The sequence below is a fragment of the Chryseobacterium sp. T20 genome, from assembly GCF_047345655.1.
Taxonomy (GTDB): Bacteria; Bacteroidota; Bacteroidia; order Flavobacteriales; family Weeksellaceae; genus Chryseobacterium.
In genome coordinates this window covers 81,206-97,167 of record NZ_JBLFDU010000013.1, presented here as the reverse complement: position 1 = coordinate 97,167, position 15,962 = coordinate 81,206, and the positions used below count along the sequence as shown (strand labels likewise).

The 15,962-nt window shown below is 38.7% G+C and carries 18 protein-coding genes and 1 pseudogene; 6 read left to right on the top strand and 13 right to left on the bottom strand.

The genetic code is table 11. From position 1 onward, the window contains the following. Nucleotide 1 precedes the first annotated feature (1 nt). On the bottom strand, nucleotides 2-1,501 hold the full coding sequence (locus ACMA47_RS22020; protein ID WP_076394338.1) for an alpha/beta hydrolase: 1,500 nt from the start codon (nucleotides 1,499-1,501) through the stop codon (nucleotides 2-4). A gap of 161 nt (nucleotides 1,502-1,662) precedes the next feature. On the opposite strand from ACMA47_RS22020, the gene ACMA47_RS22015 reads away from it, so the two are divergent. The 6 genes from ACMA47_RS22015 (at nucleotide 1,663) to ACMA47_RS21990 (ending at nucleotide 8,083) form a co-directional block, all read left to right on the top strand. After that, entirely contained in the window at nucleotides 1,663-1,833 is a 171-nt protein-coding gene (locus tag ACMA47_RS22015; RefSeq protein WP_413931508.1) for a hypothetical protein, read from the top strand. A gap of 323 nt (nucleotides 1,834-2,156) precedes the next feature. Next, the gene (locus tag ACMA47_RS22010) at nucleotides 2,157-4,322 is read left to right on the top strand and encodes a type VI secretion system Vgr family protein (RefSeq protein WP_413931507.1); all 2,166 of its coding nucleotides are present in this window, start codon (nucleotides 2,157-2,159) and stop codon (nucleotides 4,320-4,322) included. 2 nt (nucleotides 4,323-4,324) lie between these two features. After that, complete coding sequence (locus ACMA47_RS22005; protein ID WP_076394340.1) at nucleotides 4,325-5,146, top strand: hypothetical protein; 822 nt, start codon at nucleotides 4,325-4,327, stop codon at nucleotides 5,144-5,146. Nucleotides 5,147-5,431: 285 nt separating this feature from the next. After that, nucleotides 5,432-6,931 carry a GH-E family nuclease gene (locus ACMA47_RS22000; protein ID WP_413931506.1) on the top strand — a complete coding sequence of 500 codons (1,500 nt, stop codon included), beginning with the start codon at nucleotides 5,432-5,434 and terminating at the stop codon, nucleotides 6,929-6,931. 30 nt (nucleotides 6,932-6,961) lie between these two features. Then, nucleotides 6,962-7,435, top strand: a complete 474-nt coding sequence (locus ACMA47_RS21995) for an ankyrin repeat domain-containing protein (protein WP_413931505.1) — start codon at nucleotides 6,962-6,964, stop codon at nucleotides 7,433-7,435. A gap of 87 nt (nucleotides 7,436-7,522) precedes the next feature. Then, nucleotides 7,523-8,083, top strand: a complete 561-nt coding sequence (locus ACMA47_RS21990; RefSeq protein WP_413931504.1) for a suppressor of fused domain protein — start codon at nucleotides 7,523-7,525, stop codon at nucleotides 8,081-8,083. 388 nt (nucleotides 8,084-8,471) lie between these two features. Here the strand turns inward: ACMA47_RS21990 and ACMA47_RS21985 are convergent, their stop codons facing one another. The 12 genes and pseudogenes from ACMA47_RS21985 to ACMA47_RS21930 form a co-directional block, all read right to left on the bottom strand. Beyond that, on the bottom strand, nucleotides 8,472-9,284 hold the full coding sequence (locus tag ACMA47_RS21985) for a PRTRC system ThiF family protein (protein WP_123861428.1): 813 nt from the start codon (nucleotides 9,282-9,284) through the stop codon (nucleotides 8,472-8,474). Beyond that, on the bottom strand, nucleotides 9,281-9,991 hold the full coding sequence (locus tag ACMA47_RS21980; RefSeq protein ID WP_413931503.1) for a PRTRC system protein B: 711 nt from the start codon (nucleotides 9,989-9,991) through the stop codon (nucleotides 9,281-9,283). Before ACMA47_RS21980 ends, ACMA47_RS21985 begins: the two co-directional genes overlap by 4 nt. A 12-nt stretch (nucleotides 9,992-10,003) precedes the next feature. Then, a complete protein-coding gene (locus ACMA47_RS21975; protein ID WP_413931502.1) occupies nucleotides 10,004-11,152 on the bottom strand; it encodes a hypothetical protein in 1,149 nt (382 codons plus the stop codon). A 16-nt stretch (nucleotides 11,153-11,168) separates the two neighbouring features. Beyond that, complete coding sequence (locus ACMA47_RS21970; protein ID WP_413931501.1) at nucleotides 11,169-11,387, bottom strand: PRTRC system protein C; 219 nt, start codon at nucleotides 11,385-11,387, stop codon at nucleotides 11,169-11,171. 10 nt (nucleotides 11,388-11,397) lie between these two features. Further along, nucleotides 11,398-11,961, bottom strand: coding sequence for a PRTRC system protein E (locus ACMA47_RS21965; RefSeq protein WP_413931500.1), 564 nt, complete (start codon nucleotides 11,959-11,961; stop codon nucleotides 11,398-11,400). Continuing rightward, nucleotides 11,948-12,316 (bottom strand): hypothetical protein, encoded by a 369-nt coding sequence (locus ACMA47_RS21960; protein WP_413931499.1) that lies wholly within the window; start codon nucleotides 12,314-12,316, stop codon nucleotides 11,948-11,950. Before ACMA47_RS21960 ends, ACMA47_RS21965 begins: the two co-directional genes overlap by 14 nt. A gap of 2 nt (nucleotides 12,317-12,318) precedes the next feature. Beyond that, entirely contained in the window at nucleotides 12,319-12,528 is a 210-nt protein-coding gene (locus ACMA47_RS21955; protein WP_413931498.1) for a hypothetical protein, read from the bottom strand. Beyond that, the gene (locus tag ACMA47_RS21950; protein ID WP_413931497.1) at nucleotides 12,512-12,868 is read right to left on the bottom strand and encodes a penicillin-binding protein; all 357 of its coding nucleotides are present in this window, start codon (nucleotides 12,866-12,868) and stop codon (nucleotides 12,512-12,514) included. Before ACMA47_RS21950 ends, ACMA47_RS21955 begins: the two co-directional genes overlap by 17 nt. A gap of 5 nt (nucleotides 12,869-12,873) precedes the next feature. After that, nucleotides 12,874-13,320 carry a hypothetical protein gene (locus ACMA47_RS21945; protein ID WP_413931496.1) on the bottom strand — a complete coding sequence of 149 codons (447 nt, stop codon included), beginning with the start codon at nucleotides 13,318-13,320 and terminating at the stop codon, nucleotides 12,874-12,876. Continuing rightward, on the bottom strand, nucleotides 13,317-13,709 hold the full coding sequence (locus ACMA47_RS21940) for a hypothetical protein (RefSeq protein WP_413931495.1): 393 nt from the start codon (nucleotides 13,707-13,709) through the stop codon (nucleotides 13,317-13,319). The genes ACMA47_RS21945 and ACMA47_RS21940 overlap by 4 nt, the downstream gene beginning before the upstream one ends. Nucleotides 13,710-13,794: 85 nt before the next feature. Continuing rightward, nucleotides 13,795-14,868 (bottom strand): DUF932 domain-containing protein, encoded by a 1,074-nt coding sequence (locus ACMA47_RS21935; protein WP_413931494.1) that lies wholly within the window; start codon nucleotides 14,866-14,868, stop codon nucleotides 13,795-13,797. A 59-nt stretch (nucleotides 14,869-14,927) separates the two neighbouring features. Beyond that, nucleotides 14,928-15,318, bottom strand: a pseudogene (locus tag ACMA47_RS21930) (single-stranded DNA-binding protein). Nucleotides 15,319-15,962: the final 644 nt, after the last annotated feature.

Sequence of the window (15,962 nt, the reverse complement as noted above, 5' to 3'; positions counted from 1 at the left end):
GTTATTGCTTTATTATATGGATAATACTATCCAATGTCGTTTCTTCATCATCGTCAAAGGCTCCATGTTTTCGTGCTCCAGATCGGAATCCGTCTAACGCGCTTTTATCCGTCACTGCATAAACAGTATGACCTTCTTTTTTTAGAAAATCTGATATTTGGATGGCATTATCATCATTATATGGGTGATTCCCTGTCGTATGTCTTTGGAGCCCTAAAATCAATGCATCGCTCTCATCTTCCAGTATCCCTGAAATTAGATATAGGAGGGACCTTGGGTACACAAAGTAAAACAGTCTATCCTTTTTCTCATATTCGTCGGACATAGTGAAACATCTGAATGAACTAAAGATCGAAGGGTTTTTAAGGATGGTATCTTTAAAAAGATCTGTACGACATGCTGGAGCCATGAAAATAACATTACGAAATTTTATGTCATAGCCTTTGGCCGATATCATTTTTATCAATTCACAGATGACGATAGAACCAGCAGAATGTCCCACTAAATCGATTGTTAATTTTTTGCCTGTTTCTTCTTGATACTCAGCAAGCTTTTTTATGAAATATAATCCTACAGGCCACTGAGTGTAATCTCCTTCAAAGTCGCTGTGCTTCCACATATCTGTGGCTTTCTTTTTCATATTTCCCCAAAGCCAATTCCCAAGTTCCGAAACATACAATTCACGCATGGTCTCTTCGGCAACTGTTGGATAAAAATCATGATTTCTTTTTTTTATATAACGCTTTATAACACGGATTGCAACTTTGGTTGCTCCTATGATCACTTCCATTGTGGTGATTAACCCTTTGGCATTTTCTTCTAAATTGTGCTTGTACTTAGGATCTAAGATATCTTCTTCAGCCTGACTTTTTTCAGTAGAAATAAGTTCCTGTAGTTCTGGGTCGCTTTCTATTTCAAGTTCGAGCTCTGCTTGTAATTCACTCTCTAAGATCAGGATCCCACTTTCATCCATTGCAGATTCAGCATCTAAAATTGTTGCTGATTTTGCGCCCGCATTAATCTGATAGCTTTCAAAAGGTGCTTCTTTTCTGAGTTCGGCTTCAATTTCTTCTTCTGAAAATTGAGCAAAACCTTTTGCACCGTCGAAAAGATCATCAGGTTCAATTCCTAATTTTGGACCTGTGACCTTTAAAACTTTTATTAAAATTTTCCTGAAAAAATCAGAATTAGAAATGGTCGTTAGATTATCTGTAATTGTCTTCATCCAGCCTGTCTCCCAGACAAAGCAGAATGCATGGGAATCAGAACCGGAGCTGCTATATCTTACAATTCTTTCAGCGGTTTTCAATCCTTCGTCCGCGGGAACCAATCCACCGTGAAAGTATAACAGTAACTTAGATTTATTATTTTCCTTTAAGAACTTGAACAATGAATCAACCTCCTCTGGAGTTGAATTGTACAGGGGATTATTGTTAGGATAGAATGTACCATGTTTTCCAACATGGACGTAATTGATCCTGTTTAATAGGCTATTTTGCATTATAAATGGCTTGTTAGTTTCTAGCTACAATATAATAAATTTTTGAATACTAATATGCAGGATAAATATTGTTTTGCATTTCAGTTAAAAAAAATATTTGTTTGCTGGATCAATCGGGATTTTCTAATTTTTGCTATAAGCTCATTTCGTATATTTAACTTATGATTGGTGAATTAATTAATGTAAAATGGACAGACCGAGTTGTAAAAGAACACGTGCGAGGTCCTGTGGAACTGCTGGAATTCAGTGGCACGAATGAACAAGGCGATACTTTTAAAGTTTATGTTTACAAAGTTGAAAAAATAGAAAAGGGTAATAAGAAAGCACTGTAAAACTCTGATTAGTAGAATTACGACAATTTTTATAATAATGTCGAATTCATTTTGCCGTGAAGTTGTAAGGTATTATATTGCAAAACCAAAATCATTAAAATGCTTATGAAAAAGAATGAATACAACCAAACAATAGTTCGCGTATCTTAATACTTAAAGAGTAATTTCGACCCACGGAATTTCTTTTGGTACCATTATCAGATCTCTACTACGATAGCGTTGTGAAAGTACTACCTGCTTATTAATTTGTAGTCCTGGTAATTGAATTCACCGTTCGGTGATAAACCTTTTTAAATAACACAACCGAAAAAAATTATGTTATCATGTTTCAACAAGAAGATAATCTTTCCAGTAAGGGAATAGATTCATCCAAGAAAAACGTTTTGGATTCGTTAAGTGACGTCAATTTAGATGACGTTACTAATATTCCGGGTCCACAAAAAGAGTATCTTAAACAAGCAAAAAATATAACCGACACGGGGCGGCAGTTTCTGAATCAGCCGTTATTACCAAATGACCCCACCACTCTCAAGGAAAAAGTTTGGTCAAACCAGCCTACTTCCAAAATATTTAATGCAGCAGGGATTCCTGAAAATGCAATTGCAGGGATCAATAGGGTAGTTAAGCTCGATATTTTTGTCGATGGAAAAGAAATCAAATATTTCAAGCACTTTAAACTTACCCAAAGCGCTGTGAAGCACCATGAATTTGAGCTTACACTTGCTCATGATACCTTAGGAGCGGCGGAAAATCACAATCTGGAAGAGGCGCAAAATTTTCTGGGAAAAAGAATAACCATTGTCTTTAAATATAAAGATGTCGATAATAGCCCTGAGAGAAATTTTGTAGGAGTTATTACAGAAGTAGGTTTTAGTCAGGAAAAAGGAAGTCTGGGAAATCTTGTCATGACAGGCTATAGCCCCACAATATTATTGGATGCAGCACCGCATATTCAGAGTTTCGGCGGATCAAAACCTATCAGCCTAAATAGTATAGCAAGTGAAGTCATCAAAGAAGGCTTAGGTGCAGACAAATTTGATTTCAGGGTTGATTCCCGCTATGGAAATGTACCTTATAGTTGTCAGTATGAGGAGACACATTATAACTATCTGGCTAGAATGGCAGAAGCTTATGGTGAACAATTTTTCTATGATGGTGAAGTCCTTCATTTTGGACAGTTACCGCCGCAGGAGAAACCCGTTGTACTTACTTATGGCAGCAATCTGACTGATGTGAAAATCAAAATGAAGGCGCAGCATGTAAATCCAACATTCTATGGTTATAACAGTAGTAAAGATGAAAAGTTCGCTGGTGGAAAAAGTAAAATTGACCATAAATCAGATATTGCCAAAAGAGCATATGAGATTTCTGAACGGACTTTTCAAACACCATCTTTACGTGTTGCCCCTATAAAAGCAGTAACCTTTATGGATATTGATGCATCGCAGAAAGGTACTGCCGGGAGTAAAGCGTCAGAAGTTTTTGTCACCTCAGGAAATACGACAGTTCCGTTTCTTCATCCTGGCTGTATAGCGGATATCGAGATGAGAAAAGCCGATAGTAGCGAAACCTCATACTTTACAAAACTGATGCTTATTGAAGTGACGCACGAAGTTGACGCTCGAGGGTATTATGATGGTTCATTTCAAGCGATTGCATCCGATACAGGATTCATCCCAAGGCCGGAGTTTGTAGTTCCAAATGCGGAACCGCAGTTTGCGAAAGTAATGTCAAATACAGATCCACTCAATCAAGGGCGCGTACAGGTGCAACTGGACTGGCAACGTGGAAAGGATTCTACTGAATTTATCCGTGTAATGTCTCCCGATGCGGGTAGTAGCGATAAGGTCAGCAAAAATCGTGGATTTATGTCTGTACCAGAAGTGGGGGATCAGGTTATTGTAAATTTTGTGCACCTGCATCCCGATCGGCCCTTTGTTATGGGAGGCATGTTTCATGGAAAAGTTGGCGCTGGTGGTGGTGAAGGGAATAATGTAATGAGTTTCAGTGGTAGGAGCGGAGCAGAATTGAAATTTCATAATGGTGCAGGTTCCATGAACCTACAGGATCAGGGTGGAGCAAACATGCATTTCGACGGAGCGGGAAATGCCACAACAAATGCCAAAATAGCCCACAGCGTAAATGCTGGCAGCAATAGTTCCATTAATGTCGGCGGTAAAAAAAATGCCCCGCCACAATCTCTCTTAAATATGGACGCAGCAGGTAATATTACGCTTGACGGCAAGACAAGTATAACCTTTCAGGTTGGCGGAAATAAAATTGTCATCGACAAAAAGGGGATTACCGGAACAGTTACCAATGGAAACATCAGTTTCGATGCGACTGCTGGAACATTTACTATTCATAGTAATGGCAACATGGATATCAAGACCGATGCTGACTTAGCTGTTGACAGCAAATCTTCCAAGATCAATTCTAGTGGGCCGACCAATATTACGGGGGCAGATGTAGAAATTAATAAAGGATAATTATGGAGTTCGATATTCAGGATATTGGGAAAACAAGAAAGTATGCTTTCCTCAGGGAAGAGCGTTATCAATTTCAGGGTTTGCGCAATGAAAATCATTTGGAAATTGGTCTCGAGGTAAAGTTATTGTCCGTCAGCGAAGGAGTTCCCACTTTTAAAATAAATATAATCCGATATAAACAGAGTAATGCTACTGGCTTGTACAGTTGGGTGGGGGATATTCATGAGATAAGGAATGAACTGATTTTTACCCTAAATGAAAAAGGGCAATTAGGTACAATCTTAAATATGGAAGATATACGTATGAAGTGGGAAAAAATTAAACCGGAGCTTATAAAAGAACATAAGAAAGATCCGCACAAAGATATTTTTATCACAGGTATTAATGAACTTTTGGAAAACGCAGACAACTTATCGGATGCTTTGCGATTTGCACAGCCTTATCTGCTTCTATTTCCTGGTATTCATGCAAATCAGTTAAAAAAAGACGAAGAGACAACTGGATATCGTGAACTTCCCAATTTTTTGGCGGCAAAAATGGTTCCTATTAATACTGTGGAGACACTTACAGAATTAGAAGATGGTAAAATCCAAATCGAAGTTCAGGGGACAATTGACGATGAAAAGTTTGAACAGGAGAAAGTTACAGCCATGATCAGGATTCTGAAAAATAGGCCACGTGTCCCTACACAGCTACAGTTAGGTTACATCGAAAGATACCGTTTGGATGAATGGCCTTGGTCTGAACAGAGTATGTGCATGAGTATAGCGGAAATTCCTGGTACGCTGTATCGTGAAGAAAGAAATATTTTAAAAGCAATATGATTTTTAAGATAGAGGATCTTGTCTTTCAAAATGACCGATACTTTATACTACTGAGCAGTAAGGATGCCGATAAACTAGCAGAACTAAACTGTCTAGATATCTATGCTGATGACGTAAAGATTAAACGTTTATCAGGTTGTCTGGTATCGGAAATATTAAAGATTCCTGATTTCACGGTCTTGGAGTCGAAAGAAAACCTAAGTGAATTGGAGCGGATTTTTAGAAAGACCAAATTGGTAGAAATCTGCACCTGCGTTAAGAACGTTAATTATAAATAAGTGGATCATGGCAAAAAAGTATGTGCCCGAGGGTGCTTTTCTCGCCTGCGATAAAGGAACGAGCCCATCGACATTACGGGTTAGCTTTAACAAAAATACGACTATATATGCGGTGCCAATGGCAACCGAAGCAGATAAGTTACCTTTCTTTCACCTTAAACCAATGGGACTCTGTACCTGTCCTGCAAAATGGGCTACGGGGGTAACCTGTTTACCTACTACCTTGCAATGGGATAATCCGAAGGATGGTGTAAAAATTAATGGAAACAGGATGCTTCTAGAAGATTCTACCTGCAATTGTATTTTTGGAGGTAAGATCAGTATATTTTTTGATAGGGCTTCCGCCGTTGCTTATGGTATAGGACAAGGAAAGATGCCCAGCGATTACATCAAAGAAGGATTTGACTGGCTTGAACAAAAAACAAAAGAAAATCGAGCTGAAAGGGATAAGATGATTCCTGACTGGATGAAACCTATTGCAGGGGCTAAGGATTGGTTTGATGATCTTGGAACGGGATTAGTTGAAGGGGCGGTGAATGGAGTAGTCGGGCTTGGGGAAGTTATCTATCAGGTTGGGCAAGACCCGGTAGGTACTGCCGAAGCTTTAGGAGGAATGGTGAAAGAGGGGTATGAGGCGACCACTAAAGGACTTAATGAGGCATACAAATGGAGTACGACACCGGGGAATCTAGAAAAAGCAGCAAATTCAACATGGGATTGGGCTTCCAAGGAAGAGAATTGGGACAAGCTTGGAAATGATATTGTCAAGGGGGCTCAGGAAACGGGCGAATGGATCGCTAAAAATCCTCGGAAGATCGGTACTACAGTTGGAGAATTTATACCAGATGCTGTTGCAGCTGTGTACACTGCTGGCGGCTCAGTGGCAGCTACCGCAGGTAAGACAGCTTTAAAAGAAGGTGCAGAAGTCGTTGTTGAAAAGACTGTAAAGGAAGTTGCCGAGGCTGGAGCTGAAAAAGCGGGTAAAGAAGCATTGGAAGCAGGAACTAAAAGAGGAATCGCAGAGACCTTGGAGCAGTTAGCTAAAAAAGAGAGTGATGATATAGCTGCTGTTGTTACTAAAGATATTGATGAATTGGCCGCAGAAGCGATTAAAAAGGGGGGAAGAAGACCGAAATTGCCGGAATTTCCTGTTAAGAATGCCGATGGAAGTTTATCCGAGTATGGTAAATGGTATTATGAGAGGCCATCTGGATTCAGAGATGGGGTGCGAGATAACACATGGAATAAGGCTCAAAATGAAAGTATTGATGGTGTAGTAAGAGATCCTGTAACGGGTGAACCTTTAAATCCAAATGAACCTTGGGATATGGGCCACGATTATGGATATGAGTTCAGAAAGCATCAACAAAGTGCGGCAGAAAGAGGAATTAGCAGAGATGAGTATATAACTGAACATAATAATTTTGAGCATTATAGACCGGAGCACCCGTCATCCAATCGAGGGCACCAAGGTGAAGCTCCAGATGATATTTATTATGGGTATTAAAATTATTGTATATTTGAATAAAGCAAAATTATGAACATCAATATAAACAACATATATATCTTTATTGAACAAAAGAAAAATAATGATGTCAAGTCCTTTTTAGAGAGTAATGGACTTGAAATTAAGGATGAATTTGGAAGAACAAGTCTTTTAAATGCGGCATTTTACAACAATATTGAATTACTACAATGGTTAATAGAAAATGGCGCAGAAATCAATGCAAAGGATAATAATGGATATACAGCCTTACATTTTGCTATTCAGGAGGCACATGATGATAGTGTGAACTTGCTACTGAACCATTCCGCAGATGTCGACGCAAAAGATATTAATGGGAATACACCATCATGGGTTTGTGTAATGCATTGGAAAGGGGGAAAAAACTTTAACAATTTAAAAAAAATGTATGAACATAATGCTGATTTTAGTATTGTAAACAATGCGGGTAGGAGTGCTAAAGATATTATACCTGAAAAAATAATGAATGATCTAAAAACAAAATAATTTTTCGAGTATTTATGTATTTTGCAATTATTGAAATGTTAAATCATTTATTCAAACAGGTGTATAGCAGAAATATTCAGTAATTAAATGAAACCAACAGAAAGACAAAAGGAATTATATAAAAAGCTTTCCCCAATAATAGGTACAGAACCAAAAGTCATTAAATATGGAGATGATACAGGTGAACATGCCATTTTCATTATGGAGTGTCCCGATCCTTTAGATAAAAATGTTATTTTTTATGCTACAATTGGATTGTCTGACTATTCTGTAGCGGATAAAAAGTACGAATTAATGATTTCAGGATATTCGGCGCAAGATAAAGTGGGGAATATTTTGAGCACAAGTGCTTTTTTTTGCATTAAAGATCAATGGAAGGTTTCTGAAAGGGTGGTTTTTGAAAAACTCGTTGAAATGTATTACCCCGCTTCTGAAATGAAACATATTTATTTTACTACACCGTATTTGTGGGAGGATAAACTTGAAGATTTTATGGTACAAAATGAAGAAGTCCATTTTCTTCTTGCTATACCGATATCAGAACCTGAGTTTGAATTATTTAAGCAAAAAGGTTCTGATGCTTTAGAAACATTGTTAGAAGAAAATGAAATTGATATTTCTGACATTAACAGAAAATCGATTTTATAATAAAATTAATGTCTAAAATAAACATAAGAGTTTATTTTTTGGAAGGCTGGATAAATATAAATTATAGCATTAAATGAACTTTAAAAAGCACCCGTCGGTGCTTTTTTTGTTTATAAACTTTTTAAATAATCCTTTTTATAATTAGATTTTCTTTTAAAATCATGGTAAATTTTGGGTGGTGTATGTTAACAGAATTAGCAAAAAAATATAAATTGATAAACAGAATTTAGTTGTTAGAAGAAAACAAACCAAAATAATGAACAAGCCGCAAGCGGTTTTTAAAATGGAATGGCTCAGCGGGTGCTATTTTTAAAACTGGTTGCACCGCTTTTCTGCCAAAATTCGGTTCCGACCATAGGAGGAGCCGAATTTTGGCGCCGGCAGTTTTTCAACTGCCAACGCAAATCGGTTGTGTTCTGAAATTCTTTAGATTTAAAAAGAAGCCTCTATTTTCTGTCATTCCCGTTTTAAACATATTCCAAAGGAGGGAAGCTCCCATTTGCGCAATGGTACTGTTGATAAAAAGGTCTTGTTTTAAAAGAGCTTCAGCCAGAGAGCAACTTGGTGTGTTATCCTCTTTTTCAGAACTGAGCATTGCATCACCGTATTCCGCAATAATGGAGGGAAGCGAATCAAAGGTTTTAAACTTCTTTGATGTGGGCTGCTCTATTTTTCCGATGGTTGACAGTATTGCCTGACCTGTGTATTTGGTGTTCCCAAGGTCTAACCAATACCTTCCTTTATCCCTGTGGTTTGCGTATTTGCTGTTTAGTTCCTGTAATATTTCTGCAATCGTAAATCTTGAACCCACGGTATCAACACAGGATACATAAATTGATGCACCTGCATGGAGGGGTATTTCTCCTTCTTCACCCCGTTGGAATTTTTCTGTTATGGCTTTCCAGTTTGTACCCGACCAACGGTTCAGCCTATTGATAATTGCCTGAGATTTGAAAAGTCCCTTTTCTGATTCTGCAAATCTTTGGCGACCTACGTTTGCGGAGGTTATCATATCGTCATCCCAAAGATATACCTCCAATCCTGGGTGGTTAAGTTCCAATAAACTGTGGTTGATTTCCATCAGCGCAGTCATAAATTTTGAACCTGTTCCACCTGCACCGATTACGTTGACACGGATGGGGTTTGTTGGACTTAGCAGGTAATTGTCCAAAAAATGGACATTGGTTTTTGGCGTTCTCATCGTAATATATCTTTAAGTTTTTGATTGCTTTTGATAAGTCTATCAGTTGGGAACATGGTATCAGTTCCGATTAGGCTTTCCCATACCAGTACACAGTTTCCGTCAACAGGATTATGGTCAGCCATCATGTGGGAGAAATAGCTATTAAAAAAATAGTTTTCCCACAAGGTCATCAGCTCTTTTATAGAACCTGTTTCGGTTGCTTTTATGTCCACCGTTCCCATACAGACTTCACCACTTTCATATACATTGAAAAAAGGAGCATAATGCAGGGCGGTGTTTGCTGTTGGTTTTCTATTGATGGTTAATGCATAAATATGGAGTGATTCTCGGTCTGCCATCCAAACCAAAGGCGGAGTTTGTGCCGTTCCTGACTTTATTCCAAGTCCCTCAGAAAATAAAAGTTCTCTTTTTTGAGCTTTGCTATACCAGATTATGGTTGCTGATTTTGCGTCAAATGACAATAGGTTATTGGGTAAAATGCCATCTGATTTTAACTGATTGAGACTGTCTTCATCAATTTTTAGCGCTGTCGCCAATCTTTTTGCTTCACCTATCGTAAGGGGGTGGGGATTAACGGGCGCTCCATTACTGTCCATATCAAAGTGTTCGACATAAGTATCATTTAAGCCACCATTGCTTTGATAAAAGACCAATGCGCTTGAGGGGTAAAAATAGGTTTTAAAGCTGTTTGTAATATCTTCCATGATTTCTAAATTTTAGTATTGATGTTCCTGCCATATTTGAATAAGGCTATCAATGGCATTAAAAACCTTGCTTTCAAAATCAAAATTGTTTTCTTTTATTCTCCTGTTATCGTAGGGGATAAAGCGTGTTGGTTCGTCGATTTCGAAGTATTCCTGTAAATCGTCGTTAACGGACTGGCAGAGCGATTCAAATAAACTACCCTTAATCGAAGCGCAAAAAGAAACATAGTTATCCAATGAAACCGCACGCTCATCAATATCTATTCTTTCCCTGAAACGCAAAGGATAGAATTTTCTATCGATTTGAACTTTAGGATAGGCGCAAAAAATCTTATAAAAAGACTTGGCAACCGTCATGCATTTTTTATCAAAATCGGTTTTTGCGACAAATGTTTTTAAGCGGTTTGTGTAACTGTGCAGGTTTATCGGGTCACTGATTATTTTTTTGATAAAATCACCGATGCGTTTAGCATCATTAAAGTCGGCTATAAACTCTTCCTCCGCACTGTCATCATACATCCAATTTTCAAGCATTTCATACATAGAGTACAAATAGCAATCATCAGTTCTGTAATAGGGTACACCGAGAATCTGATAGATGTAGGTATATACAGAAAGTAAAAGCTGACTAGCTTGTTCAGTTGCCGAATTGTGCAGTATGTTATAAAGTGGAATTACAGGGATATAGTATAAAGTCATTCCTGTATCGTATCTGTCTTCCTTTGCAAAGTAAGTGCTATTATTATGATGTATCAATCGGACTTCTTTCCAATCCGTCTCCGCTTTTTTAAGCTGTTTTTTAAGGTCTGCCATTGATTCAGCAATGTTATACGGAAAAGGGATATTTCCACAATCCTGTAAAGAAAGATTAAATTTTTTAGCGATTAGAGACAGGGATTTTTTAAAATCCCTGTCCATTTTTAATCTATCGCAGTCCTGTATAGTTTCGTGTTCCTGCAATCTGGGAGAAAAGCGCATTCCTAAAAAGGCATTGGCAACATCGCAGGCGGTACGGACTTCTGTTTGTCCTTTTGTATTTCCCCTGCATCCTTTGGTTTTCTCATCCACCGTCCGAACTGCTCCAATTGTCTGTGCAGTTGAGCTTGGTTTTCTTTTCTTGGTAGCTTTACCGTTTCGGGATACTGTGTTTGCATAATTCATGTGTTTAATTTTTTAGTTAACCTTTAGTTCCGATGACGGTCTCAAAACGATAGAGAATCGTATCATTCGCAATCGTTGGACGTGAAATTTTCGCTGTGGTGAGTGCAGGATAGTTATTTGAATAAAAATTCAGGACTGCCTGTACGCTCCATTTTGGCTCAGGGTCGTCAAGCCTGATTTCCTGTTCTTTCTCTTTGAGTACAAATACTCTTGGAAGTTCTGTTGCTACTAACATACTATTGATTTTAAGGGTTATTCTCGTGAGTTATTTCGACTGTTTCTTTTCCTGTATCTGAAAATAGGCTAGGGGCAAACTGTCTTTCATAGATTTCCTGTTTGTTTTTGATAACTTCGGAATGTTCAGGATAATCCCCGACTTTAGGGAGTGCAGTCCAAGCATCTTTGTATTTTCCCTCCTTTTCAAAGGCATCCGCTTTTAGCATGGCTTCATTATATTTCTTGTTTCTGTTGTCTATGTCCTTTTGTTCCTTATTGGAGTTTTGTTTTTCCATCGCAGAATTAGCCTGAGCAAGTTCTACCTGTTTCATAAAATGTTCCATATTGGAGAGCAGACCAGAAGCTGTCTGAACAGGTTTTTTGATGTGAGAAAAAAATCCCTCGTCAAGTTCTTCGGGCGTACCTTTCAGGTTAAAGGGAGGAATCAGGTTTTTAGCCTTGTCCCCACAACTGTCATTTTCGATCAATATCGAAACGATAATTATATTTTCTGTTGCCTTGGTAATTGTTAGCATCAATTTGCTGTTCATTTCCATTTTAGCAATCTGTCTGAAAAAATTAGTTGCTTCCATAATAATTCATTTTTTTGTCGCTTACACGGTCGGTGATGTATGATTCGGAAAGACCGATTTCCCTTAATTGTGCTTCATATTCTGCCATTACCTTATTAAATTCTGCTGTTCCTTCATCGCCCGCAAGGTGAAGTCTGTGCGCTGTTCCTTCTTTGAGTGCCTTAGTGACGGTTCTGTGCAGTTCTTTGATATGTCTTCGTTGGTCAGAAAGTTTGCGTATTTCCTGTGCAAATAGCTGATAGCGTGAAAGGATGTCCAAGAAAATGAATGCTTCCACGACATTTTGATTTTTATAGTTTTCGACAAACCTGTTGTATAACCAATCTGCGAACTTGTATTTTGCCAAAGTATCCATTGTTATCTTTTAATAATGTTCTGCTTAATATTTTTATCGTAGTTCATTCGGTAGCCATTATCGTGAATGACCTTTTCAAGCCCGTTTCTGACGGACTGTAGATGCTTCCAATCTTCGGATGATATATCGAGGATATACAGCTGTCCGAATTTCATTACCATTTCAGCGATAATGGTGAGCGCCTGAAACGTTGTTTCAATTTCCTTTTTCATGGTTTCCATTATTTAAGGTTTCTAAGTAGCTTGTATAGCGTTCTGTTATATCCTTGCCTTTTTTAAATCGCTCTGTACGGTAGTTATAAATTTCCTCGAACAGGGTAACTGTTTTGGTTTTGAGGTTGATGTAATAGCGGTAAGACGCATTTGCCCGTCTCTCGTCCATTGTGCAGTGCTTTTTGATTAAAGAAAGTTCTCTTTTACTATTGCTTAATGCGAGTAAGGGGGTTAGAATTTCCTCTACGATATAACCTTGTTCGGGGGCACTCGTGCTGTCGGCAACACATATAATTTCTTCGCCGTTGCTTAATGTGATATGAAGATTTGAACGTGTCATAATCATTAATTTTGATGAGTTAATATTTCCTGAATCAATTTCAGGTCGAACTCAGATGTCCTGAGACGTATGTCTTCGAATGCCTGATAGCGAGCCATTCCATTAGAATGGACGAGTAATACATCGCTCTTTACAAATCCATTTTCATTGCATAACCGTTCTATTTCCTGCGTATCTGCTTCTACAAAAGTGAGTTCATTTTCACCGAACCACTGTTCATAAAAAGGCATATGCGTAGACTCATGAACGAGAAACCGAACAGTATGTTCTTTTTTTGCGATATAGCCCATAATAGGGTTGATACCAAGCATTTCCACAAGTTCTATTGTTTCTTTCGTTCTATTGAGCCAGTCTTTGGTGAGGTTGACGATAGCAATTTCAAAATTGTTGCGTCCTATCTCACTGTAGACCTTTAGAAACATAAACTCCGTTATTTTTGCTGTTGGTTTCATGGCTCGGATTTTAGGTCTAACGTTACGAGTAAATTGTCTCCAAATAGCAAGTAAATCGCATATTTTAGCTTTTTAGAACACTGTGGTTCTGCTGTAAATTTGATAAGGGCATTGATACTGAACAGCGCATCGTAACCGTCAAAAAGTTGGTCCCTGAATGTTTTTTTATTTCTGTACAGTCTTGTACCATTCTTTTTGTATCTACGCTCAAAAAAGGCTATTAAATTGTACCATAGTTCGGCAGTAATATGCTCTGCTGTCCAATCCTTTAAAATCTGCTCCTTGTTATCTTGGCAGAAATATGCTTCTTTCTTGATGAAATCCGTCAGATTTTTAAGTTCATCGGGAAAAAGGTTGGCAAGTAGATAGGCTCTATCTAGGTTATCCATTTGATTTAGTGTTTTCATTTGTACATCTTTTAGGATTAATTTTAGGTGGCAGACTTTTACAGGACTGCCACCTTTAAAAGTTTTATTAATTCAGTTCAAACACATCTGCACCAATTTTCTCAAATGAGGTGCATAGTTCAAATGCCTTTTGGGTTTTGAGCTGTGCAGTACCGCCCAGAACGATGCTCTGTAGTTTTGCTTCGGGGTTTTTGTAGTTTCGGACGTTTTGAAAGTACCCCGTCACGGCATTATAAGCGCCGAACAATGTCCCTTTTGTGGTTTCCATCAATTGGGTATCGTTAATCATGGCGTATGCGAATGCATCATCTACCGTGTTTTTGAACATCGTTGACAATTCATCATCTGCCCCTTTTTTCAGCAGGTCAAATGTTTCCTTGTTCGGACATAGGGCGAGCTGAATCAGCTTGCGGATTTCGCTGTCCTTTACTTTGACCTTTGCCCAACTGTTGAAAATGCCGTCCATCTGCATGGTCAGGGTGTTTGCCAATCCCATCACTTTGTGGGCATCGTTCAGGCGCTGTTTTGCTCCTGCGGTATGTTTGATGCGTACTACGTTGCTCATGTTGCGGAGTGAAGCGTTCAGGGTGTTCTGACAGACGATTCGGATAGGGGTGAAGGCTGCCGTGATGCTTCCGCTCCCGTCATGGGAGGTCGTCAGGAAGATATATTTTTCAATCACATCATCGGAATTGCCGATTCGGATGTAGTTAGGGAGCTTGGCGGTTATAAAAATACGTTCTCCCTGCCCCAATGCCCCTGCGGTTTCGTAGAGGATGCCACTTTCACCGCCTACGATAGAATCGAAAAAGGTAAAGGCATCTTTATTCTGTACGATATGGTAGTCTTTGCCCACAACACCGAGTACGGTATTGTTATCCGTGCGGATGTTGGCAAAATAATTGGGAACTTCGATTTCCGTGTCCTGAATGACGATACCGTCTGCAATCTGAACGATGCCCGAACCTTTTGTAAATAGTGGGCTTTTTTCTACTTCGTAGTCCAGACCTGCGTGCCGGATTGCCTCGGCACTTGTCGGGTAGTCCTGAACAATCTGTCCTAGTCCGTGCCAAGCCTTTTCCTTTACTGAGAAAAATGAATATCTGCCTGTTCTGTTGTTGTAATTTAGATTATGTGCCATGATTTCTGATTTTAAGGTGTTTTTGTTTATTGATGAATCTCTGAGATTGAATCGGACGGTTAGAAAGGTAAATCGTCTTCATCCGAACCTGACACTATAGCAGTGTTTGCGTTCTGTTTTTCTGCACTGGTTTGTGTGCTTTGTCCGTTTTCCTAAAGGCTTGATAGCTGAGGTATGGAAATTGAGCCCTGCTTTTGCTGTTCCGTCACTTGAAAGCCATGCCCTTGCGCTGATTCTGCCCGATAGTTCAACCAATAGCCCTTTGACAAGGAATGTCACGGCTTTAGGAGTAAGCCAATAGGAGCAGTCCACAAATTCGGTCTGTTCAATGCGCTGTCCTGCTTTGTTTTTGTAGCTGTCGTTCACTGCGATGGAGAAGTTGACAACTTCTTTTCCGTTTGGTGTTTTGCTGACTTCTGCATTTTTTGTCAGCCTTCCGATGATGTTCATAATCGTCTGTTTTTAAGTTATACAATCCTGTTACGATTCCCTCTTTTCCTGTCTTGCTGAGGCTCGGCCCCAAATCATTTTTTTCAAAAGAAAAAACAGGAAAAAAAAGAAAGTCAATGTATACGCCGGTCAAATGGTGCAGAGTCAAGAGAAATCATGATTTAATGGGGGGGACCCTCTGGGGCGTAGACCGTTCATTCGTTATTTCTCTTGCAGGGTGGTGTCGGTGGCTGGCCGACGTATTTTTACTTCCCTTTTTCGACTGTTCTTTTGATAAAAACTGATTAAAAAGATCTTTAATTCTTAAAAACATACAGATATGAGAAAACATCTTAACGAGCAGAAATCCATAGATGTGAGAGAATTACAGATTAGATAGGGGATTGGAGAATGGAATTGGATAAGAGCAATGGCTTCTATTTTCCAATCTTCTATCATTGGAATGCAGAAAGCTCTTTTACAGCAAGGGTTAGTGCTTGGTGGTAAATGTGCTTTTGCTGTTGAAGGGAGAAAGCATAGAGCATTAAGAAAAATGAAAATTTGAAGATATCTTTTTGCGTGAGTGATAGAAGCGGCATCCTTTTGTATGGCAAAAGATATAGTGTATAGCACGACCGATCGCTAAATAGGCTCCTGTAACTAGA